The sequence below is a fragment of the Mycoplana sp. 10N416 genome, from assembly GCF_056394765.1.
In genome coordinates this window covers 688,900-709,347 of record NZ_JBFTIM010000001.1, presented here as the reverse complement: position 1 = coordinate 709,347, position 20,448 = coordinate 688,900, and the positions used below count along the sequence as shown (strand labels likewise).

Below are 20,448 nucleotides of genomic sequence, written 5' to 3'. Positions count from 1 at the left end.
GCTCCTCGAAAATTGCGGTTTTCCGCGAAGAAATCTGCCCTGTTACCGGAGTGCCACGGATTGGCGCGTGGGGTTGCCGATGGCGCGGACCCGCCCGCCAAGCCGGCTTTCCAACTTTTCGAGGTGTTTTCTCCATGCGAAGTCGTCGCGCTGGGCCTTGTCGAAGCCGAAAATGAGAAGATGGGGTTTGGTGTCGATGATGGGGCGGACATCGTTCTCGGCGATCTGGCGAATGGCCTGATGAAGCGCGGGAGCGTCACCGTTGCGGACGACTCCCTTCATCGCGTTGATGCGAACGAGGGCCTTGGCGACCTCGACATAGCCTTCCGCTAGCGACGGCGCATATTTCATCAATGCCTTCTCGTAGTCCTCGATCTGGCCTACGACGGCGGGCAGGTTGTCGCCACTGGCGCGAAGCGCGGCATTGTCAAAGTGCTTAGCCTCGCAGAAGGCGACTTCCGGCCCAGCCGAGGTGTTGCGGATAACGGCGGCGTCAAGCCGGTCCTGCTGCTGCGTAACCGCTTCTTCCGGCGCCGTTCTGGTTAGCGCGATTTCGGCGTCGATGATGGCCGGATCGCCCACGAGGAGCGGATGAAGCCCGGTTTTCTCAGCGCCGGCGAAGAGGGTTGCTGCCCGCATCATTTGGCGAAGGGTTTCGCCTCCTTCATAGAGCTCCCACGTCAATGCCGTAGCCGGCTGCTGAAACCGACCGTCGATCAGCGGCACATAGGTCTGGGCCTGCCGAACGAGATAGCTGGCGTGAGTGGAAGGTATAATGCGTCCGCCGTTCCAATCGACCTTGAAGATAGACGCGCCACGATAATAGACGTTGAGCGAGTTTCGGCGGACGGCAATGAAAAGGTCGTCCTGTGACAGGACGTCCCGCCACCAATTCGGGGCTGGCGATGCGGCCAGCACCGCCAGGGCGTCGAGAAAGTTGGCGTCGAGCTTTCGATGAGCGGTGACGGCATCCATCATGCGGCGATCTCCCACCAGTCGCCGTCTTCCTTCCGGGTAACAGAAGGCCCGAAATAGTCCGGGAAACGGCCAGGTTCGAATGTGTGAATGGGAACCAGCATCTTCGGGGCGATGGCATCCGCCAGTCGCTTCAAATCTCCGATGCTGGCGTGTCCTGAAGTGTGGGCGTGTTCCAGCGGAATACCGCGCGCGGCGAATGCCTCAGCGACCTTGCTGCCCTTGTCCTGCTGCAGATAGCCTTCCCATTGCGACCAGACGGCCACCGCGCCTTCTAGGCATTCGGCCCGGTCGAGGTCGGCAAGCATGGCGGGCCGGAAAAGCAGCGCGGCTTTGCCCGCCAAGGCTTTCAGGTCTTCGGGGAAGATGCGGTTCGCCTTGTGTGGTTCCAAGAGGTCGAAGCGCTCATCCTGCTTGATACGAACGCGCTGGTAATGCGGCACATAGACGGCGACATGCGGCCAGTCCGATTGCGGGATGTTGGCATTGCCGGTCGCACGCAGGATTTCGGCGGCGTAGAGGTCGATAACCATGGTTCGCCCGCTGCGCTTGCTCGCCCGATAGAGGCTGACCATCCTGTCGATGTTCTGCGCCGATGCTGCGACCAGCGCGATGCCGCCCGTGCGCTGGAAAATATCAAGCAACTTGGCTTCGATCTCGGGTTCGGTCGGGAACTGCCGGTCCGCATCGAGCCGTCCCAGCGTCGATCCTTCCATCAGCAACACGTCGATATTGCGGGGCGGGTTGGCAACAAGACGCTCAAATAGTGCGCCCTTGCGTCCGTGAGCACGGAAATCGCCGGAATAGAACAGCCGCTTTCCCTCCGCCTCGACTTCCAGTGCATATGCGTCATAGGCGGAATGGTCCACCAGATGAGGCGTCACGGTGAAGGGGCCGAAGGTCAGCGGCGTTCTGCTGGAAAACTCTATTACCTGATGAGGAACGTAGGGTCTCGGCAGGAAAGGCTGCGCGGCCTTCAGGATCCGGTGGGTCGCCGCCCCGAGTGCGACCGGCAAATCCGGGCCTGCCAGATGCGCCAACCCCCAATGATCAAGATGGCCGTGGGAGAGAACCAAGGCCAAGAGCTCGCGTCCGCCTTGTAAGCCTTCGACCGACGGATGAATTGCGGCATCATCAGGATCGCCATCGAGCGGCAAGCCAAGATCGAGCAGGATGCGCGCGCCCTGTGCCTCCAATTCGATGCAGCTTCCGCCGATCTCCTTGGTTCCTCGGTGTATTCTGACCCGCATCGCCCCTCCATGGATGCCGAAGCATCAACCTTGACGGGCAGCATAGACACTTTCCTGTGGCTATAGCCAGTGGTTTTTAAGGCGGCGGAACTGTTGACCTCGACCTATGAAGGGTCGAGCGCTTGTCGCGTGGAATTTACGCCGGTTGAGGGTGGAGCGGGGCATCTCGCAAGAGAAGCTGGCCGCCGACGCTAGCGTTGACCGTGCCTACCTCGGCGGTCTAGAACGACAGACGGAAAATCCCACCGTCGATCTCCTCGATAAGATCGCGGATGCGTTGTCACTCAGCGTGTCGGAATTGTTCGTCGTGCCTGACGAAGGGGCGCTACCGCCGAAGCCGCTGAAAAGCGGGCGGAAGGTGGTCTAACCATCGTTTCCAAAAAGGCAATCGCTCACATAGCTTCGCCCGCTGTTCGCCAAGAGACAGGAGTATCGGGCGCGCGCTCTGCTTTCTATCCAGTGCGAAGAATCCGGTGCGCAATCTATGCCATGCATTTCCCCACTACTTCGAATCGCCGATTATAAACGGATTTCAACGCGATTCGGGGCGAAGATGGCGACCAAGGAATTTATATTACAGGGCTTTACCAACCGCTCGCATAAGGATGTCATACGCTCGCTCTTCGGGGTCGCGGGCGTCAACCGCGTGCTGGTCAGCGCTGCGTTTGTTACCGAATACGGCGTGAAGCATATTGAAGACCTCCTGCTGGCCAATTCTGCCCACGTCTTGGTCTTTGCCGGTATCCGAAATGACATCACAAGCTACCAGGGCATGCTCAAGCTCAAGAGCCTGCCGAATGCTACTATCTATGCGGTCGATACAGGATCGCGTGGCGTCCTGTTCCACCCGAAAATCTACATGGTGAAGGGTGCTACCCACGCTCGCGCCGTGATCGGCAGCGCAAACCTGACGCTCGGGGGCATCAACAATAACATCGAAGGCGGCATGTCCTTCCGTTTTGACCTTGGCGACCCCAACGACCTGCAGGCCGTCAACTCTATCGAGCAGACATTCACCGATTCGATTATTGGGTTCCCCGACCACGTTATTGAGATAACCGGCCAGCCGATGCTAGAGGAGATGCTACGGCAGAACCGGCTTGTGGATGAGGATGTGGTGCGACCGCCGAGGCCTCCGGCACGTGGTACTGGCCCAGCCTCTGCAACGGACACTGTACCCCATATTCAGCTCCGGCTTCCGCCGTTACGCAAACCCACAAAGAAGAAGCCGGCACCTGCGGCGAAACCTGCTGCCGTCGCCATTCCTGTGCCAGCGGCGCCCGCTGCTGTGGCACCTATCATCGTTCCGGCCATAGCAGCACCGGTTGCAGGCGGTATCTCATATAAGTCCGTCTGGCAGAGCAAGCCGCTCTCCCACCGGTCACTGAATCTCAAGAAAAACCCGCTTTCGAAGACGAATCCCACCGGCTCAACCACGTTGGGTAAGGGCGTCATGGTCGATATCGACCCCGTGACTTATTTCCGCGACGATATCTTCGGCCATCTCAACTGGACAATCTACACCAACCGCGCCGGCAACGATGCGGAATCAGTGGATGCGGAATTCGACCTGTTCATCAAGGGCACGAACGTCGGACGGTTCACCCTAACTCTCCGGCATAGCTTTACACGGGCGGCGGCCGCAGCTGATGACCACAACCTCCCGACCGAGTTGAGCTGGAACGATGCACTGCCCTTCATCGCTAGAACCGACTTGCTTGAGCGCACGATGACTCTACTTATCGACCTTGGCGACCCTAACCACTTCGCAATCGAGATCGACTAACCCTCTTTGGCCAGCGGCTCGCTTGAAGTACGGTGGCGGCGGTCACGAAGGCTCCGCCACCCTTCCAATACTCGATGCTGGTCGTCACGCGACAGCCCTAGGGCGCCGAGAATGATACGGCCCTGCCGCTCAAGCACTCGATGGGTGGAGTAAGTCCGGATAGCCTTATCCAAATCCGCAAGGTCGATGTCAGCCTGTTCTGTAAGCGGAATGATCAGCTTCTCAATCTCAGACGGAATCAGCTCAAGCACGCCACCGCCGTAGTGGCGACCTTCCAGCTCTGCGCTCAGGGCAGTCAGTGGGTTGATGAACGAGCTGACAAGCTTTTCAGCGACAACCTTGCTGGTGCGGATGCGGTAGGCGGTATCGGTGGTGTAGGCGCCGATGGTGTTGAGGATAAGCCTTGGTGTGTCATGCGAGCGCTTGAGCATGCCAATCTCGGTCGAATAGACCGAAGGCACCGTATACCAAGGTTTTCTGATGCGGCATTTGTAGCGGGTGTGAAGGTTTTCCGCCTCACCCTTCGCGATGTAACTCCTTGCGGTGGCGTGCAGGGCTTCCTGCTGGTCATTAAGCCAAAGGAAATTGGTAGGATTTCCTTTGGCTGAGTTCGCGCGGTGCTGCCGCTCGTCATAAATGACGCCCGGGCAATGCTCGCTACGACCGAACATGGGGTGCGCCCACTTGCCGAGCTTGTAATCCTTCACGGTCTGGTCAGGCACGAGAAAGAATTTGTTGGCGCCGGTGACGATACCGACATCGACCTTGGCGATATCCTTGAAGCGGTGCACGTCTTCATGCTCGCCCAACTGGTCGAACAGGGAACGCGTTTCGACGCCGAGGAGCGCGCGCGTCCACTTGCCCTGGACGGTCTTGCCGTTGATGGCCTTGGGAGCCTCGAATACGTCCGTCGGGTTGAGTTCGATGAACTCACGGCCCTTGACAGCGTACATGCCCAGCCCTTCGGCCTTTTCCGCCTCGCTGGCACGCTTTTCCGCCAGCAGGATGACGGCACCCTGCAACGTGTTGGCAAACCATAGCTCTTCGGGGTCAATGATAACAAGGCGGCGGCATTCGCGGCCGAGGTACGACCGGAGCGACTGCGCATGGGTTACGTGGATGATTTCAGCCGGCACCACCATCGCCAGACGGCCACCGGCGCGTAGCATCGACATCGATGCGAGGATGAAGGGGACCCACGCGTTGGTATGCTTCGTGAACGGCAAGTCCAGTTCACGGAAAATCTGCTCAGACCGGTGCTGGAAGATTTCAGGTAGATACTGGTAGCGAACGAACGGCGGATTTCCGACGACGGCATCGAACTTGTCGAGGGCGTTTTTTCTGTGGTCGATAGCCCAGCCAAGGAAATCTTCGGCGTGGATATCGGCATGAATCCCTACGTCGGAGGCACGGGCCTTGGCTTTCCTCGCCTCATCTTCGTCCAGCTCGAATGCCGTGATCTTGGCCTTCTCGAATCCTTCCACCGCGGCAAGCGCGCCAAGGAAAGCGCCGTCACCGCAGCTCGGCTCAAGGACTCGTTTCGGAGAGATTTCCTTGACCCATCGAGCAATGAACGCAGCGAGGTCCGAGGGCGTATAGTACCCACCCCGAAGCTTTTGCGCGCTCTCATTTTCCATAAAATTCATTTTATTACTCGACTCGCCTTGGGAACGTCATTTCTGAGAATAGCGGCGGTTCCTTGTCCGAAACGTACAGGTGCGCGGCTACACGGGTGGCCTAGCAGCCACCCGTGTAGAGGTGGTTCTATAGGATTCGCTGGAGTCGTGGGTCAACCCGATCCCGATACGAGTGGAAAATAATTCAGCATGGCTCCCCTGTGTGTGATTAGTCACATCACGCTCACCCATTCGGTATGAGTCCTTTGGAACATCCTGCCAGCGCAGGCCTCGGTCCGCAAAGAAAATGTATGCGTGAAGGACTTGTTTGATGATGGAACGAATGAATATTGGAAGCGGAAGCCTCCAATTTGGTAAGGTAAGGGCCATATCGTAAGCTTATACAATGGCTTACGATATGGAAACGGTACTGCGCGGCAGGGGTGCCCTATGCCGCCTGTCCGACCATCGGCCCAGCCTCTACAGCCTTCGGGATTTCCGGTTTCATGAAACCCTCGCCATCGCAGCCGGAGGGTTCTTCCAGTTGCAGCTCCCCGTCAATCAGCCACCAGTCGCAATAGCGGCGATGAAGCGCCCGCGCATGGCCCGCCGGACCGACATCCGCGAGGATTTCGATGAACCGTTCCAGCGTCACGGCCATGAACGGTAGCTTTCCGCCCTGCGGTGATGCGAGGTGCCGGACGAAGCTCGTCGCGACGTTCTGTGCGGGCGTATTGAGGGCTGGAGCGATGAAGAGGTGCAAGCCCTCGTCATAGAGCCCGGCTTCGATCATCGTATGGGCAAGGCACATTTGCCGGAAAAGCTGCTGTGCCGGATTTGCTCGAAGGGCGGGGTTCGCGGCGTCGATGAAAAGGCCGGAACCGGGCGCGATCTCGTCATAACGGCCGGAGAAGCGCGGTAGGGGCTCGTGCCCGCTCTCGCTATATTTCACTTCAATGGCAATGAAGCGTCGCTGCCCGGCCGGGCCAAAGCCCCCAACGAGAAGATCGAAGGCCGTTCCGTCACCGCTGAAACGAAGGTCGCCCCGGCCGGGCGAGTGTTCAAAGAGGATTTCGGTGACTTCCGGCATGAAGCCCGGCGCGAGCGCGTCGAAAACCGCCGTTGCCGTGGCGAGGTCGAGTTTCAGGGGGCCGAAGAGGTTGAAGACCAGCGGCTGGGACGAAAGCAGGTTGGTCAGAAGACGAACGTCGTCATAGGCCGCGCCTGCCTCGCGATAGATCATTTCACGTTTGGCGAGCCGGGCGATGGCGGGATGAATGAAGTTCGCCCCGGTCATGCCTGCCGAGACGGCGATGGAGGACCCAAGGCGGCGGGTCTTGCCTTCCCTGCCGGGATGAACGCCGATGGGCAGGTTGCGATCTTCGCGCCAGAGGGCTTGGAGGAGCCGGGCGGCGGCGCGGAAACGGTTATCGGTCGAAATGAAGGCCCGGTTCTGGCGCAGGATCGTTTCCGGGACGAAGGGCAAGGCGGGAATGGAGCCCAGGCCGGAGGGGTCGAGGGTGGAGCCCTGCGAGGTGCGGGCGTCGGTGATGGGGGAATGTGCTGTCAATGTCATCCAAGTGTTCCGGTTGGCGACCGCCGGAGTGCGGTCCCGGATAGCTTCCCGGATGAGTGCGAGAAGTTGCCAGCGTGAAGGGGCCGGAGTGAAGAGGCTGTGAGTGCGGAGTGAAGAGAGAAGAGAGAAGAGAGAAGGAAGGGGGAAGGGGGAAGAGGAGTGCAGGAGCGCACTCCGGGAGTTCTATCCCTATTCTCGGAGAGGGTATAAGTGAATATCGCTGGCCGAACAGCATGTTCACAGGGCGTCGAAGGGCATCTGGCATAGCGTTTCGATCCCAGAGGGCGCGCATAGGAAATTTGTTTCAGATAGCCGGAAACTCGGAAGATCTCTCCGGGATGTCGGCCTCCCGAGGTGTTGCGTCCCGGCAACAGCGTCACATTTTCGGCTGCACTCATGCGTGAAACGATGCCTGGAAACTATATCTGCAAGCAATCGCTTGCAGCGAAAACGCTCCAAGTGTGATTGCGATCAATATGGAGATATATGTCCGATGGCATATCAAGATCGCTCGCAGGATTTCCCATCAGTTTCAAGTGCAGATTATGGCTCCGTTATCGAGGTGGACTTCGATTCTTTCGAGCCTGGCTTCGCACTGGAACCCTATTGCAATACGCTGGACGCGACGGAGAAGCATCCCAGATATCGTTGGACTTTGCTCGTGGACGAACCGCGACGGCTTTACAACGCCATGTCCTTTCTGACTTGGCAGACCGGCCTTTACTTCAATGTGCATGTGACGTTAACCGCTTCTAGCCTCGGTTTTGCTGACTACAGAAGGTTTCTGGTACTTATGCCGCATTGGCATAAGGAAATGAACCGATGCCTCTTTGACGGTTCTCACAAGGCAGCCGGGCGAGACCGGCACGATGGGAGAGCACGCCGTGTCAGCCGCCGTGATTTGGTGAGGGTGGACCATCCGCACTATTGGATGGGGGTTGTGGAATATGCTCGTGATCAAGGCGTCCATGTGCATGTTCTCTGCGTTGTCCCGGGATATGCGGTGAAGGCATTCGAGGAGAAAACTTGGTCATGGTGGCGAATGAAGTCGCCCGGTATGGTTCAAGCGAATGGAATTGCATTTCGAACCAGGCATCCTGCGATTGCCGAAAGACGGTATGAGCGGCAGGTCGAGCTTTTCCGGTACATCGTCAAAACTACGGATGAAAACGCGATTGTGCGTGGCCAGAAAGAACCGATCTATACGGCACGTGAAATTTTTAAACCCTATCCCAATGACTGCACACCGGTACAAATCGAGGCCGGACAACTTTGCAGGATCACGCACCGTCTAAGCGAAGCTGAGCAGGAGCTTGCCGGCTTTATGTCACGGTGTGACGACGGTCGTTTCGAGGAAATGTATAGCGGTTGGGAGATTGGAGAGTGCGAGCGGCGGGAGGCGCGGAGGCGACATGATACGCTGCTGGAAACGCTCCAGATTTGATTTTGGAACGTTAAGGCATGAAGAGTGAACGGTTGACCCGAAAATAGTGAATGAGCCCAAGCGGTTATGCTTGCGCTTGGGCTCTGGATTTTCAGAGGGGCGCCACCGCGTCAACCTGGCTCCTGAATTCGGGTTTCTAGGGCCAACGAAGCTCTGTTCCGTTAGCAATGCAGATGGCGCAAATCCAGCGGTGGCCGTATCGTTTCGACGGCCGCCGTCAACTGGCTCAAGGCCGATCCTTTCGTGTAACGAGCGGTTTCGCCCGCTGTGCTATGGCCGGTGAGGTGATCGATAACCATCGGATTCACGCCCGCTTGGTGCATGAGTGTCGTCGCCGTATGCCGGAGAGAATGGAAATCGAGGCTCTTTCGGTAGACGCCGATCTGCTGGCGATAGCGAGTGAACCATTTCGAGAACGCATGACCGAACTTGTTGTCCGCGCCGCCCGGCTTGAGTTGTGGAAACAGTGCGTAAGAGCGCTTGCCGAAGCTCTCGGCATAACGGAGGAATCCCAGACGGATCAATTCGGAGTGGATCGGTACCTTTCGCACCGCGTTCTTGTTTTTCAGTTGGCGAGGCGGGCGGTCGTTCAGGTCGAAATAGGCAATGCCGTCTTCCTCGCGAATGTCGTCGGTCTGGAGCTGGCAGATTTCTTCAAGCCGCATTCCGCTGAACAGTGTGATGAGCGGAACCCAGAATTTCTCATCCCGAATGATTTGGCCGCCTTTCGTGCTGCGTTGGCGTTCGCTTGTGCAGCCGGTCCAGATGGGCGAGGAAAACAGCGCTTTGAGATCGTCCGCCTCCCACATATCGCGTTGGTCGCTGGCCCGCTTCGCATTCGCGAACTTGAAGCCGGAAAAGATGTTGGCGGTCACTTCGCCGCCGGAAATCGCTTCCGACCAGAGCTTGGACAATGCCGAGAAATGACGCTTGATCGTTTTTTGCGTCAGCAACGGCGAGCGTTTTTCCTGCGGCAGGGCTTCGTATCGCGCAACGATCTCGGCGGGGCCAAGATCGCGATAGATCGCCGCCTTACCGTAGTCGAAGGGCATCCTTTCGGCAGTCTTGCGGAACGTCAGGGCATCGGCGCGGCTGTAGTCGGAAAGAGGGCGGTCGCCGCAGATGGCCATGAACAGTCGATAGGTGGCGTCCGCCTGGCTGGCCATTTGCTGACGCCAGTCGCCACGGGCCACCTGCGTTTGAGCGAAATCTGGATAGACCTTGGAAAATATCGGCCCCGACGGCGTTGGCGGTTCGGTTCTGGGCGATGGTGATACCGATGTCGGTACGGGCGAAGCGGCGACATCTTCGCGAAGAGCGCGGGTCAGCAGCTTGTCTTTCGGCTCGAAATTGAAGTCGCCTTCGTACCGTGCCGCCAAGGCTTTCGCGAGGTCGATACCGGCGCGATGGACGGCCTCGGCGCATTGGTGCCTTTCCTCGATATCGAGGTCGGCCCACTTCAAACCTTGGAGTTTGGCGGCTCCGATGGCGGTCCAGCTTCCATCGTGCAGCCTGTTCGCACCAAGGGCCTTGCGAATTTCTTCCGCCATTCTATGCCAATATTCGGCGCGGGCGACGCGTTGCTCTTCGGAAACAAATCGGCCTTTGGCTCGATGGGATTTTTCCTGTCGAAGCACGAGGGTATAGAAGTCCTGCACGAGGCGGGCGAGCTGATCGTCTGAGAGCATCGGGTTTTGGCGGGCCAGTTCGAAGAGGTTTTCCGACTCTCCGTATAGCCGATTAGAAAGCAGCCGTGCAGTCTTCGCGTTGCAGCTTCCGAGGCTGCGGACCAGTTCGCGCCTGCCGATACGCTCCCGAAGCTCGACAGGAACGGCTCGCCGGAAATGATAGGTTCCGCCACGGCGGACGACGTTCGATATTGCCATGGATGCCGCCAGCCACCGTATGGTGGTTTTGTAGCAGCGGATTGTAGCAAAAAGCCTGCATCCGCCGACGTTGGCGTGAGGCATTTGAACGATTTCAGTGAGTTAGGAGGAGATTGGCTGGGGAACCTGGATTCGAACCAGGACTAACGGAGTCAGAGTCCGTGGGTCTACCGTTAACCTATTCCCCACCAGCTGGCTTCGACCAAGGTGGCCGGCGCCTGTGAGGCGGGCTTATAACCAAAAGCCTCGAAGATGCAAATAGGGTTCTCGATTTTTTTTGTGGGACATCCAAGCCCGTCATTCTTGACCTGCGTGCGATTGGTTCCACCGCGCTCGATGGATCGGCCGTTGTGGCCACGAAAGCATGGGATTTTGCCGGCGCACAAAAGCAATTGTCCAAAACGGTCCGCGCTGGTAAGGTCACGGCAACGAAAAATCGAGAGAGCGCCTGCTGCAGCTCGACAGGGCTTTGCGCGGCGCGATAGGCAGACACGTGAACGACCCCGACCACGGCCAACGGCCGTCCGTTTCCGGGGGGCAGGCCACGGGTGGACCGGCAAGACCGAAGCGGTCGCGCCGCCGCAAGGGAAAGGCAAAACGGGCCCAAGGTCCGTCTGGCGGTTCCCTTTCCCCGGGCCACGATTCCAGCCACAGCGGCCTGGAAACTCGCCCCCAATCCGTCACCAAAGACGGCGATGCCGTCCGCAGGCGCAAACGTCGGCGCCGCGGCAAGGGTGGCGGCCAAGCCAACACGCCGGCAGCGGCCGAGGCCGGGTCTCCCGCGCAAGCCGTTTCGGAGCGGTCCGGGCAGGGCCATTCGAGCCGCCAGCCCCATCACCAGCGCGGCCTGCAGGGCCGCCCGTTGAAGAGTTCGGAACGGCCGCCCGAGGTTGTCGGGTCGTCGCTGAAGTCCGTACCGACGTCGATTGCGCGCCAGCCGGTGCCGCCAACAGCCGGTCGCAACGGAGGCCAGCCTTCGACGGTCAGCGGAACGCGCGGTGAGCCGAACGACACGTCGCTCTATGCCGCGCTTGATCTCGGCACGAACAATTGCCGGCTGCTGATCGCGCAGCCCACCCGTCCCGGGCAGTTCCGCGTCGTCGACGCCTTCTCGCGAATCGTGCGGCTCGGCGAGGGGCTCGCCGCAAGTGGCCGGCTGTCGGACGAGGCGATGGACCGATCGGTCGAGGCGCTGAAGATCTGCGCGGGCAAGCTGAAGAGCCGCAACATCCGCCGCAGCCGGTTGATCGCCACCGAGGCCTGCCGGCGGGCGGAGAACGGCGAGGCCTTTCTCAATCGCGTCCGGTCGGAAACCGGCCTGGAGCTCGAGATCATCAACCGGGAGACGGAAGCGCGGCTTGCCGTTTCCGGCTGCTCCTCGCTGGTCGGGCGTGAGGCGAAATCGGTCGTCCTGTTCGATATCGGCGGCGGCTCGTCAGAAATCGCCGTGATCCGCATAGGCGAAAATCGTTCCAGCCGGCTTGCCAATCACATCACCCACTGGACATCGCTTCCGGTCGGCGTCGTGACGCTGTCGGAACGCCATGGCGGCCGCGACGTCACGCCCGAGAGCTTCGCGGCCATGGTCAGGGAAGTCGAGGCGATGCTTGCCGATTTCGACTGCGCGGCGCACGGCGCCCATGCACCTGAGGACTTCCATCTGATCGGAACGTCCGGGACCGTCACCACGCTCGCAGGCGTGCATCTCGACCTACCGCGCTACGACCGGCGCCAGGTGGACGGCGTGTGGCTCTCCGATGCGGAGGTGACCGCCATGCAGGCGCGGCTGCTGTCGTGGGATTTCTCCGCGCGGGCCGCCAATCCGTGCATCGGTCCGGACCGGGCCGATCTGGTTCTGGCCGGCTGCGCCATTCTCGAGGCCATCCGCAACCGCTGGCCCTCGACCCGCATGCGCGTCGCCGACCGCGGCCTGCGCGAGGGCCTTTTGACCGACATGATGGCCGATGACGGGGTCTGGCGACGCGGCCGCCACCGCCGGCCGAACCGCAGCCAATCCGGCCGATCGGAAGGACGAGAAAAATGACCAAGCCCCCTGTCGGCGGCAATCGCTCCGGCCGCAAGCTCGGCCAGAAGGTGAAGAAGGGCAAGCTCAAGGCGTCGTCGCGGCGCTGGATCGAGCGTCACATCAACGACCCGTACGTACAGCGCGCGCGGCTCGAGGGCTATCGCGCGCGCGCCGCCTTCAAGCTTCTGGAGATCGACGAGAAACACAAGATCCTCGAAGGCGCCAGGCGCATCATCGACCTGGGGGCCGCGCCGGGAAGCTGGTCGCAGATCGCCGCCAAGGTGACGAACTCGACCGACGCGGATCCCCGCGTCGCGGCCATCGATTTTCTCGAGGTGGACCCGCTGCCGGGCGTGAAGATCCTGCAGATGGATTTCCTTGATCCGGAGGCGCCCGAGAAGCTGATGGAGGCGATCGGCGGCACGCCCGACCTCGTCCTCTCCGACATGGCAGCACCGACCACCGGCCATCGCCAGACCGACCATCTGCGCACCATGCACCTGTGCGAGGTCGCCGCGTACTTCGCCGTCGAGGTGCTGGCCGAGGGCGGCCACTTCCTGGCGAAGACGTTCCAGGGCGGCACCGAGCGCGACCTGCTGAACATGCTCAAGCAGAATTTCCGGCAGGTCATTCATGTCAAGCCGGCGGCCTCGCGCGCCGAATCGGTCGAGATGTTCCTGCTTGCCAAGGGCTTCAAGGGACGCGGCAAATCGGGGGCGGGGGCGGAAGCCGAGGCGGACGAGGAAGCCTGATGCTGCTCTATGTGACCGTCGGCACGAACGACCTCGAACGGGCCGGCAGGTTCTATGACGCGATCCTGCCGCTGCTCGGCTATCGACGCCAGAAACAGGCCGGGGGCGAGATCGGCTACGGTGCGGACGAGGACGTGCGCTGCCGTTTCTGGGTGGTCGAGCCGTTCAACCGCGAACCGGCGACGTTCGGCAATGGGGTGACGGTCGCCCTCGACGCGCCAAGCCGGGCTGCGGTGGACGCATTCCACGCCGCCGCACTGGCAAACGGTGGAACGGACGAGGGTGCGCCGGGCATCCGGCCGTACCATGCCGATTTTTATGCCGCCTTCGTGCGCGATCTCGACGGAAACAAGCTGTCGATCGTTTGCGAGCGCCCCGAGTAATGTCGTCTACTTAATCGCCACGGTCTCTTCCTTCGTCGCGATCCGGTGGCCCGAGACCGAGGCGCCGGCATTGCGTGCCATGGTCAGGAACGGCACGAGGGCGATGAGTGTCAGCACTGCGATGATCATGAAAGCGATATGGAAGTCGCGCAGTTGGAGCTGCGTGCCCGTCAGCATCGTCTCGACCTCCAGGATCGTACCGGCGATCGCAACACCGAGCGCCAGGCTCATCTGCTGCAGCACCGCGCTCATCGAGGTCGCCTTGCTGGCGTCCTTGTCGGCAATGTCTGCAAACGACAGGGCGTTGACGCTGGTGAAGAAGAACGAGCGCGCGAAGCCGGCCAGGAGCAGCACGAAGGAGATCAGCGCCACCGATGTGTCCGGCGTAAAGAGGCTGTTGACGGCGGTGAGCACGGCGCCGGCGACGGTGGCGACGATCAGCGTCGTGCGGAAACCGGCGAAGGTCAGCACCCGCTTGGCGAGGAATTTCGTCGTAATGGCGCCGACCGCGCCGGTGAAGGTGATAAGCCCGGACTGGAATGGCGAAAGGCCGAAACCGACCTGCAGCATCAGCGGCATCAGGAAGGGGATCGCGCCGACCGAGAGCCGAAACAGCGTCCCGCCGATCGCAGCAGCCCGAAACGCGCCGTCCCGGAAGAGGGCCAAATCCAGGAGCGGCGCCGGGTGACGCCTGGCATGGCGCACATAGAGCCAGCCGGAGAGGAGCCCGACTGTCGTCGCGGCGAGACCGATCTCCGGCGGAAGCGCCGGCAGGCTGATGACCGAGAGACCGAACATCGTCCCGCCCGCGGCGACGGCGCCAAGCAAAAAGCCCTTGATGTCCAGTGGCGCAGGCGGGGCTGACTGGATGTCCGGCAGGTAAATGCCGGACAACACGTATCCGACGATGCCGACCGGCACGTTGATGAGAAAGATCCAGTGCCAGGCGAAATAGGTGGTGATGAAGCCACCGAGCGGCGGTCCGGCGAGCGGGCCGACGAGGGCCGGGATCGTCAGCATCGCCATGGCCGAGACGAGTTCGCTGCGCGATGTGCTGCGCACGAGCACCAGCCGCGCCACCGGCGTCATCATTGCCCCGCCCATGCCCTGGATGAAGCGCGAGACGACAAAGGCCACCAGGCTGTTCGACACCGCGCAGAGGATGGAACCGAAAATAAAGACGAGAATCGCCAGCCGGAAGATGCGTTTGGCGCCGAAGCGATCCGCCATCCAGCCGGAAAGGGGGATGAAGATCGCCAGCGACACCATGTAGGCCGTCAACGCCAGCTTAAGCGTGATCGGCCCGACACCGAGATCATGCGCAATTGCCGGAAGCGAGGTGGCGATGACCGTCGAATCCATCTGCTCCATGAAAAGCGCGACGGCAAGGATGAGAGGGACGATACGGTTCATGCGATACGCCGCGGATCGATATGGGGAGAAGGTGCGGTCAAAAGGGCCTCGGTACATCGCCGCCCGTCAGTCGTCAGCCTTTTGCGCCTGCTTCGAGCCTCTGTCAAACTCAATCCGGCCATTTTGCTATTTCCAATCCGTCATGAACGTGTTACGAGCCCTCGCCAACTTCCAAGACTTATCTTGCAAGCGACCAGGTGGACCGTTCCCAAGCGTTCCCTTGGCCCGCAGCCTATTACACCGAAGGGATTGGCCATGGCACGCATCGTAGAAACCGCAACGGGACTGGAAGCACTCACCTTCGACGACGTGCTGCTGCAGCCGGGTCACTCGGAGGTCATGCCGGGTCAGACGAACATCGCCACCCGCATCGCCAGGGATTTCGACCTCAACCTGCCGATCCTCTCGTCGGCGATGGACACGGTCACCGAGGCGCGGCTGGCGATCGCCATGGCCCAGGCGGGCGGCCTCGGCGTGATCCACCGCAATCTCACTCCGATCGAGCAGGCGGAGGAGGTCCGGCAGGTCAAGAAGTTCGAAAGCGGCATGGTGGTCAATCCCGTGACGATCGGTCCGGACGCCACGCTCGCCGATGCGCTGTCGCTGATGAAGGCGCACGGCATTTCCGGCATCCCGGTGGTCGAGAACGGCACTAAGGGTGTCGCCGGCCGCCTCGTCGGCATCCTGACGAACCGCGATGTCCGCTTCGCCTCGGATCAGAAGCAGAAGATCTACGAACTGATGACGCGGGAGAACCTCGTCACGGTCAAGGAGAATGTCGAGCAGCAGGAAGCCAAGCGTCTCCTCCACAAGCATCGCATTGAAAAGCTTCTTGTCGTCGATGCCGACGGGCGCTGCGTCGGCCTGATCACGGTCAAGGACATGGAGAAGTCGCAGCTCAATCCGAACGCCTCGAAGGACGCGCAGGGCCGCCTTCGCGCCGCCGCGGCGATCTCGGTCGGCGACGATGGCCTCGAACGGGCAGAGCGCCTGATCGACGCCGGCGTCGACCTTTTGGTGGTCGATACGGCGCACGGCCATTCGCAGCGTGTTCTCGATGCCGTGGCGCAGGTGAAGAAGCTCTCCAACGCCGTCCGCATCATGGCCGGCAACGTCGCGACCGTCGACGGCACGAAGGCGCTGATCGACGCGGGGGCGGACGCGGTCAAGGTCGGCATCGGCCCGGGCTCGATCTGCACGACCCGCATTGTCGCCGGCGTCGGCGTTCCGCAGCTCGCCGCGATCATGGCGGCGGTCGCTGCCGCGCGCGATGCCGATGTTCCGGTCATCGCCGACGGCGGCATCAAGTTTTCCGGCGACCTTGCCAAGGCGATCGCCGCCGGCGCCTCGGCCTGCATGGTCGGCTCGCTTCTCGCCGGCACGGATGAAAGCCCGGGCGAGGTGTTCCTCTACCAGGGCCGCTCCTTCAAGGCCTATCGCGGCATGGGTTCGGTCGGCGCGATGGCGCGCGGCTCGGCCGACCGCTACTTCCAGGCCGAGGTTCGCGACACGCTGAAGCTCGTGCCGGAAGGCGTCGAAGGCCAGGTGCCCTACAAGGGCCCGGTCTCGGGCGTCCTGCACCAGCTCGCCGGCGGCCTGAAGGCGTCGATGGGCTATGTCGGCGGCCGCGACATCAAGGACTTCCAGGAGAAGGCGACGTTCGTGCGCATTTCCGGGGCGGGCCTGCGCGAAAGCCACGCCCACGACGTCACGATCACCCGCGAAAGCCCGAACTATCCGGGCGCCATGGGCTGAGCGGCTACACGGTTGATTTAAACGCAAAGCGGCGGTCGTCGATCACATCGGCGGCCGCCGTATCAATTTGTGCGACCGGCGTAAGTCGGTTGACCTCGGTCAACTTCCAATTCGTCCGCATTGCTCATAATCTTTCACGCGCGCCCGGTGTGGCGGCTCATGCCACCCGCCCGCACCAGAAACACGTCGTCACTATTGGAACCTGCCTGCGCTTCTACCGATTGCCGGGACAAGCGTGCAAGCCCAAGGAGACCTGCAATGGCAAAGACGATGAAGGCCGCGATCGTGCGGGAGTTCGGCAAGCCGCTGACGATCGAAGAGACGGACATTCCCGAACCGGGTCCCGATCAGATCCTCGTCAAGTATGAGGCGACCGGCGTTTGCCACACCGACCTGCATGCGGCCAACGGCGATTGGCCCGTCAAGCCGAAGCCGCCGTTCATACCCGGTCACGAGGGCGTGGGTTTCGTCGCCAAGCTCGGCTCAAAGGTCAAGCGCATCAAGGAAGGCGACCGCGTCGGCGTGCCCTGGCTGCATACGGCCTGCCGCAGCTGTAGCTATTGCAACACCGGCTGGGAGACGCTGTGCGCCGAGCAGCAGAACACCGGCTATTCCGTCAATGGCACCTTTGCGCAGTACGGGCTCGCCGACCCGGCCTTTGTCGGCCGCTTGCCTGACAATCTCGAATTCGGTCCTGCTGCCCCCGTCCTCTGCGCCGGCGTCACCGTGTACAAGGGACTGAAGGAAACCGAGGTCAAGCCCGGAGAGTGGGTGGTCGTCTCCGGGATCGGCGGGCTCGGTCACATGGCCGTGCAGTATGCAAAGGCCATGGGCATGAATGTCGTGGCCTCCGACATCTTCGAGGACAAGCTGGCGCTGGCCGAAAAGCTCGGTGCCGACATGATTGTCGATGCGCGCAAGGCAGATGCGATCGAGAAGGTCCAGAAAGAGATCGGCGGCGCGCACGGTGCACTGGTCACGGCGGTGTCGCCTAAGGCCATGGAACAGGCCTACGGCTTCCTGCGCTCCAAGGGGACGATGTCGCTCGTCGGTCTGCCGCCGGGCTTCATCTCGCTTCCCGTGTTCGACACCGTCTTGAAGCGCATCACCGTGCGCGGCTCCATCGTCGGCACCCGGCAGGATTTGGAGGAATCGCTTGAATTTGCCGGCGACGGCAAGGTCGCCGCGCATTTCTCCTGGGACAAGATCGAAAACATCAACGACATCTTCAAGCGCATGGAAGCCGGCAAGATCGACGGCCGCATCGTGCTCGATTTGAACGGTTGACCGCGCCGGTGGGGCCGGCGCGCGCCGTGGATCACGCCACCGTGAGGAGGTGTTGCTCGGACATTGTTCCGCGTTGGCATATTCTTTCGCGCGAGCGCCCAACCGAGGGGCGCAAGGAAACGCGGGAGAAGACATCATGGAGCGGACGCCGAAGATTACGCAGGCGATGATCGACGCCTATGACGAGTACACCCACCTGTCTCTTGACCGCCGCCGCTTCATGGCGCGGCTGACGGCGCTTGCCGGGTCTGCCGCGGGAGCTGCCGCCATCGCGCCGCTGCTTGCCGCCAACAGTGCCAGCGCCCAGATGGTCGCGGAAGGCGACCGCCGGCTGACGACGGAGGAGGTGTCCTTCGCCGCGCCGAAGGGCCAGATGAAGGGGTATATCGCCTGGCCGAAGGACGCGCAGGGTCAGCTTGGCGGTGTCGTCGTCATCCACGAGAACCGCGGCCTCAACCCGCATATCCGCGACGTGGCGCGCCGCATGGCGCTGGAGGGGTTCGTGGCGCTGGCCCCCGATTTCCTGTCGCCCGATGGCGGCACGCCGGCCGACGAGGACAAGGCGCGCGAGATGATCGGCAATCTCGATCGCGAGGCTACCGTCGACAATGCCGTGGCGACGGTCTCCTATCTTTCCAAGCTCGACCGGGTGAATGGCAAGGTCGGCTCCGTCGGCTTCTGCTGGGGCGGCGGACTGGTCAACCAGCTGGCGGTCGCCGACCCGAACTTGAACGCCGTCGTCGCCTACTACGGCGCGCAACCGCCGGCCGAAGCCGTGCCGAACATCAAGGCGGCAGTAATGCTGCACTACGCCGGGCTTGACCAGCGGATCAATGCCGGTCTCGATGCCTACAGGAAGGCGCTCGAGGACAACGGCAAGACCTTCGAGATCTTCATCTACGACGGCGTCAACCATGCCTTCAACAACGATACCTCCGCCGCCCGCTACGATAAGGCGGCCGCGGAGCTTGCATGGAAGCGGACGGTCGAATTTCTCAAGAAGAACCTGGCCTGACGAGCAGACGTACCGCGCTTTTCTGCGCAGCCGAGGACAAGTTGGACAGGTCTTTCTTGGCGGCAGGGGGCAGACGCATTACTGGCCCCGTCCTCACCACCCCGGCATCAGGTGCCCGGGCCGCAGCCGCTGCAGCCGCGGGAACTGCTTGACGTCGGCCTCCGGCAGGTCGTCGTTGACGGCGAGCGGCGAGATGTTGTCGAGGCAGGCGGTGATGTGGCTGGTGATCGCATTCATCAGTGACGGCGACAGTCCCGGCCGTTTCATGATGCCGATCTGTACGGGCGCGAGCGGCGGGAAGCCGTCCGCCTGGGTCAGTACCTTCATGCCCGGTCTCAGCGCCGACTCCGGCAGGACCGAAACCGCCATGCCGGCCATCACGGCGGCGGCGACGACGGTCGAGGACCAACTCGTGAACAGCACCTGGTAGTCCCGGCCGACGGAGTCGAGCGCGGCACAGGCGACCTGCCGCCACTGGCAGTCCCGCCGGCCGACCGCAAGCGGCACCGGCGCGTTTTCCGGCAGCGGATGGTTGGCCGACATGACCCAGCAGAGCGGCTCGGTCCGGACGACGTCGGACTGGCGCTGGCGCGGGTTGTGGGTGACGAGCGCGATGTCGAGCTCGCCCTTGCCCATCTTCTCGGCGAGATCGACCGAGGGTTCGCAGACGATATAGAGCTCCACGTTCGGATGCGTCTTGGCGAACCGCATGATGATCTCGGGCATGTAGCGGTCGGCATAGTCGTCGGGTGTTCCGATCCGCAGCGTGCCCTCGAGGCGGTTGTCGTCGAAGGCGGCGATCGCCTCGTTGTTCAGGCGGATCATCCGCCGGGCGAAGTTCAAGAGCCGCTCGCCTTCCGCCGTCAGCCGGTTGCCGCGCCCGTCCTTCATGAACAACTGCTTGCCGATGCGTTCTTCGAGGCGTCGCATCTGCATCGAAACCGCGGACTGGGTCTTGAAAACCCTCTCAGCAGCCCTGGTGAAGGAGCCGGTGTCGGCGATTGCGACGAAAGTCTGGAGCTGATCGATGTCTAGCGGGGCGGACATGGCGACATTCCATAAGAGGGTTTGATTGATACTATTAAAAACATTCGTTGGACTGATCAATGTCTATCTGCGACAAAGAGCCACAAAGTGAATTGTCGCGCTGCCGGCCTTTCATTTTGACCTTCTGTCTCACGTAGTCCTGTGGGGCGGCGAGATTATTTTGAAGTACTGAAGAGATTTTGACCGCCAGTCGTCCCGATTGGCGAAACGAATATGGCTGTGCGCGCAGTTTTCCGC

Annotated in this window: 16 protein-coding genes and 1 tRNA gene; 9 read left to right on the top strand and 8 right to left on the bottom strand. The window is 61.5% G+C overall.

Annotated elements, in window-relative coordinates:
• Positions 1 to 42: 42 nt before the first annotated feature.
• Together AC1DDS_RS03390 and AC1DDS_RS03385 are read right to left on the bottom strand one after the other, a co-directional pair.
• A complete protein-coding gene (locus AC1DDS_RS03390) occupies positions 43 to 978 on the bottom strand; it encodes a hypothetical protein (RefSeq protein ID WP_477477581.1) in 936 nt (311 codons plus the stop codon).
• The gene (locus AC1DDS_RS03385) at positions 975 to 2,225 is read right to left on the bottom strand and encodes an MBL fold metallo-hydrolase (protein WP_477477580.1); all 1,251 of its coding nucleotides are present in this window, start codon (positions 2,223 to 2,225) and stop codon (positions 975 to 977) included. The genes AC1DDS_RS03390 and AC1DDS_RS03385 overlap by 4 nt, the downstream gene beginning before the upstream one ends.
• Before the next feature lie 106 nt (positions 2,226 to 2,331).
• Between AC1DDS_RS03385 and AC1DDS_RS03380 the strand changes: the two genes are divergently transcribed.
• A complete protein-coding gene (locus tag AC1DDS_RS03380; protein WP_477477579.1) occupies positions 2,332 to 2,592 on the top strand; it encodes a helix-turn-helix domain-containing protein in 261 nt (86 codons plus the stop codon).
• A gap of 186 nt (positions 2,593 to 2,778) precedes the next feature.
• Positions 2,779 to 4,011, top strand: a complete 1,233-nt coding sequence (locus tag AC1DDS_RS03375; RefSeq protein WP_477477578.1) for a hypothetical protein — start codon at positions 2,779 to 2,781, stop codon at positions 4,009 to 4,011.
• On the opposite strand, the gene AC1DDS_RS03370 is transcribed toward AC1DDS_RS03375, so the two are convergent.
• Positions 4,008 to 5,657, bottom strand: a complete 1,650-nt coding sequence (locus AC1DDS_RS03370; protein WP_477477577.1) for an N-6 DNA methylase — start codon at positions 5,655 to 5,657, stop codon at positions 4,008 to 4,010. The two genes, AC1DDS_RS03375 and AC1DDS_RS03370, sit on opposite strands and share 4 nt — an antisense overlap.
• 418 nt (positions 5,658 to 6,075) lie before the next feature.
• Positions 6,076 to 7,203 carry a PGN_0703 family putative restriction endonuclease gene (locus tag AC1DDS_RS03365; protein WP_477477576.1) on the bottom strand — a complete coding sequence of 376 codons (1,128 nt, stop codon included), beginning with the start codon at positions 7,201 to 7,203 and terminating at the stop codon, positions 6,076 to 6,078.
• Between the two features lie 493 nt (positions 7,204 to 7,696).
• Between AC1DDS_RS03365 and AC1DDS_RS03360 the strand changes: the two genes are divergently transcribed.
• The gene (locus AC1DDS_RS03360; protein WP_477477575.1) at positions 7,697 to 8,647 is read left to right on the top strand and encodes a hypothetical protein; all 951 of its coding nucleotides are present in this window, start codon (positions 7,697 to 7,699) and stop codon (positions 8,645 to 8,647) included.
• A gap of 161 nt (positions 8,648 to 8,808) precedes the next feature.
• Here the strand turns inward: AC1DDS_RS03360 and AC1DDS_RS03355 are convergent, their stop codons facing one another.
• On the bottom strand, positions 8,809 to 10,533 hold the full coding sequence (locus AC1DDS_RS03355) for a tyrosine-type recombinase/integrase (protein WP_477477574.1): 1,725 nt from the start codon (positions 10,531 to 10,533) through the stop codon (positions 8,809 to 8,811).
• A gap of 114 nt (positions 10,534 to 10,647) precedes the next feature.
• A tRNA-Gln gene (locus AC1DDS_RS03350) sits at positions 10,648 to 10,721 on the bottom strand.
• Positions 10,722 to 11,026: 305 nt separating this feature from the next.
• Here AC1DDS_RS03350 and AC1DDS_RS03345 point away from each other — a divergent pair.
• The 3 genes from AC1DDS_RS03345 to AC1DDS_RS03335 are packed head-to-tail and all read left to right on the top strand — an operon-like array spanning position 11,027 to position 13,694.
• Entirely contained in the window at positions 11,027 to 12,577 is a 1,551-nt protein-coding gene (locus tag AC1DDS_RS03345; protein WP_477477573.1) for a Ppx/GppA phosphatase family protein, read from the top strand.
• Positions 12,574 to 13,311, top strand: a complete 738-nt coding sequence (locus AC1DDS_RS03340; protein WP_477477572.1) for an RlmE family RNA methyltransferase — start codon at positions 12,574 to 12,576, stop codon at positions 13,309 to 13,311. The genes AC1DDS_RS03345 and AC1DDS_RS03340 overlap by 4 nt, the downstream gene beginning before the upstream one ends.
• On the top strand, positions 13,311 to 13,694 hold the full coding sequence (locus AC1DDS_RS03335; RefSeq protein ID WP_310415263.1) for a VOC family protein: 384 nt from the start codon (positions 13,311 to 13,313) through the stop codon (positions 13,692 to 13,694). The genes AC1DDS_RS03340 and AC1DDS_RS03335 overlap by 1 nt, the downstream gene beginning before the upstream one ends.
• A gap of 6 nt (positions 13,695 to 13,700) precedes the next feature.
• On the opposite strand, the gene AC1DDS_RS03330 is transcribed toward AC1DDS_RS03335, so the two are convergent.
• On the bottom strand, positions 13,701 to 15,107 hold the full coding sequence (locus tag AC1DDS_RS03330; protein ID WP_477477571.1) for a DHA2 family efflux MFS transporter permease subunit: 1,407 nt from the start codon (positions 15,105 to 15,107) through the stop codon (positions 13,701 to 13,703).
• A gap of 255 nt (positions 15,108 to 15,362) precedes the next feature.
• Here AC1DDS_RS03330 and guaB point away from each other — a divergent pair, with 255 nt between their 5' ends.
• The 3 genes from guaB (at position 15,363) to AC1DDS_RS03315 (ending at position 19,164) form a co-directional block, all read left to right on the top strand.
• Positions 15,363 to 16,862: an IMP dehydrogenase gene (guaB, locus tag AC1DDS_RS03325; RefSeq protein ID WP_477477570.1), complete on the top strand. Its 1,500-nt coding sequence runs from the start codon at positions 15,363 to 15,365 to the stop codon at positions 16,860 to 16,862.
• Positions 16,863 to 17,120: 258 nt separating this feature from the next.
• The gene (gene adhP, locus AC1DDS_RS03320) at positions 17,121 to 18,149 is read left to right on the top strand and encodes an alcohol dehydrogenase AdhP (RefSeq protein ID WP_477477569.1); all 1,029 of its coding nucleotides are present in this window, start codon (positions 17,121 to 17,123) and stop codon (positions 18,147 to 18,149) included.
• A 136-nt stretch (positions 18,150 to 18,285) separates the two neighbouring features.
• Positions 18,286 to 19,164, top strand: a complete 879-nt coding sequence (locus AC1DDS_RS03315) for a dienelactone hydrolase family protein (RefSeq protein ID WP_477477568.1) — start codon at positions 18,286 to 18,288, stop codon at positions 19,162 to 19,164.
• A 93-nt stretch (positions 19,165 to 19,257) separates the two neighbouring features.
• Here AC1DDS_RS03315 and AC1DDS_RS03310 read toward each other — a convergent pair whose 3' ends face one another.
• Positions 19,258 to 20,211, bottom strand: coding sequence for a LysR substrate-binding domain-containing protein (locus tag AC1DDS_RS03310; RefSeq protein ID WP_310415248.1), 954 nt, complete (start codon positions 20,209 to 20,211; stop codon positions 19,258 to 19,260).
• Between the last annotated feature and the right edge of the window lie 237 nt (positions 20,212 to 20,448).

Bases quoted from the DNA above. Each gene is read 5' to 3' on its own strand.
- adhP (WP_477477569.1), top strand. From the start codon at position 17,121: ATGGCAAAGACGATGAAGGCCGCGATCGTGCGGGAGTTCGGCAAGCCG.
- AC1DDS_RS03370 (WP_477477577.1), bottom strand. From the start codon at position 5,657: ATGAATTTTATGGAAAATGAGAGCGCGCAAAAGCTTCGGGGTGGGTAC.
- AC1DDS_RS03360 (WP_477477575.1), top strand. From the start codon at position 7,697: ATGGCATATCAAGATCGCTCGCAGGATTTCCCATCAGTTTCAAGTGCA.
- AC1DDS_RS03390 (WP_477477581.1), bottom strand. From the start codon at position 978: ATGATGGATGCCGTCACCGCTCATCGAAAGCTCGACGCCAACTTTCTC.
- AC1DDS_RS03340 (WP_477477572.1), top strand. From the start codon at position 12,574: ATGACCAAGCCCCCTGTCGGCGGCAATCGCTCCGGCCGCAAGCTCGGC.
- AC1DDS_RS03335 (WP_310415263.1), top strand. From the start codon at position 13,311: ATGCTGCTCTATGTGACCGTCGGCACGAACGACCTCGAACGGGCCGGC.
- AC1DDS_RS03355 (WP_477477574.1), bottom strand. From the start codon at position 10,533: ATGGCAATATCGAACGTCGTCCGCCGTGGCGGAACCTATCATTTCCGG.
- AC1DDS_RS03375 (WP_477477578.1), top strand. From the start codon at position 2,779: ATGGCGACCAAGGAATTTATATTACAGGGCTTTACCAACCGCTCGCAT.
- AC1DDS_RS03365 (WP_477477576.1), bottom strand. From the start codon at position 7,203: ATGACATTGACAGCACATTCCCCCATCACCGACGCCCGCACCTCGCAG.
- AC1DDS_RS03330 (WP_477477571.1), bottom strand. From the start codon at position 15,107: ATGAACCGTATCGTCCCTCTCATCCTTGCCGTCGCGCTTTTCATGGAG.
- AC1DDS_RS03380 (WP_477477579.1), top strand. From the start codon at position 2,332: ATGAAGGGTCGAGCGCTTGTCGCGTGGAATTTACGCCGGTTGAGGGTG.
- AC1DDS_RS03315 (WP_477477568.1), top strand. From the start codon at position 18,286: ATGGAGCGGACGCCGAAGATTACGCAGGCGATGATCGACGCCTATGAC.
- AC1DDS_RS03310 (WP_310415248.1), bottom strand. From the start codon at position 20,211: ATGTCCGCCCCGCTAGACATCGATCAGCTCCAGACTTTCGTCGCAATC.
- AC1DDS_RS03385 (WP_477477580.1), bottom strand. From the start codon at position 2,225: ATGCGGGTCAGAATACACCGAGGAACCAAGGAGATCGGCGGAAGCTGC.
- guaB (WP_477477570.1), top strand. From the start codon at position 15,363: ATGGCACGCATCGTAGAAACCGCAACGGGACTGGAAGCACTCACCTTC.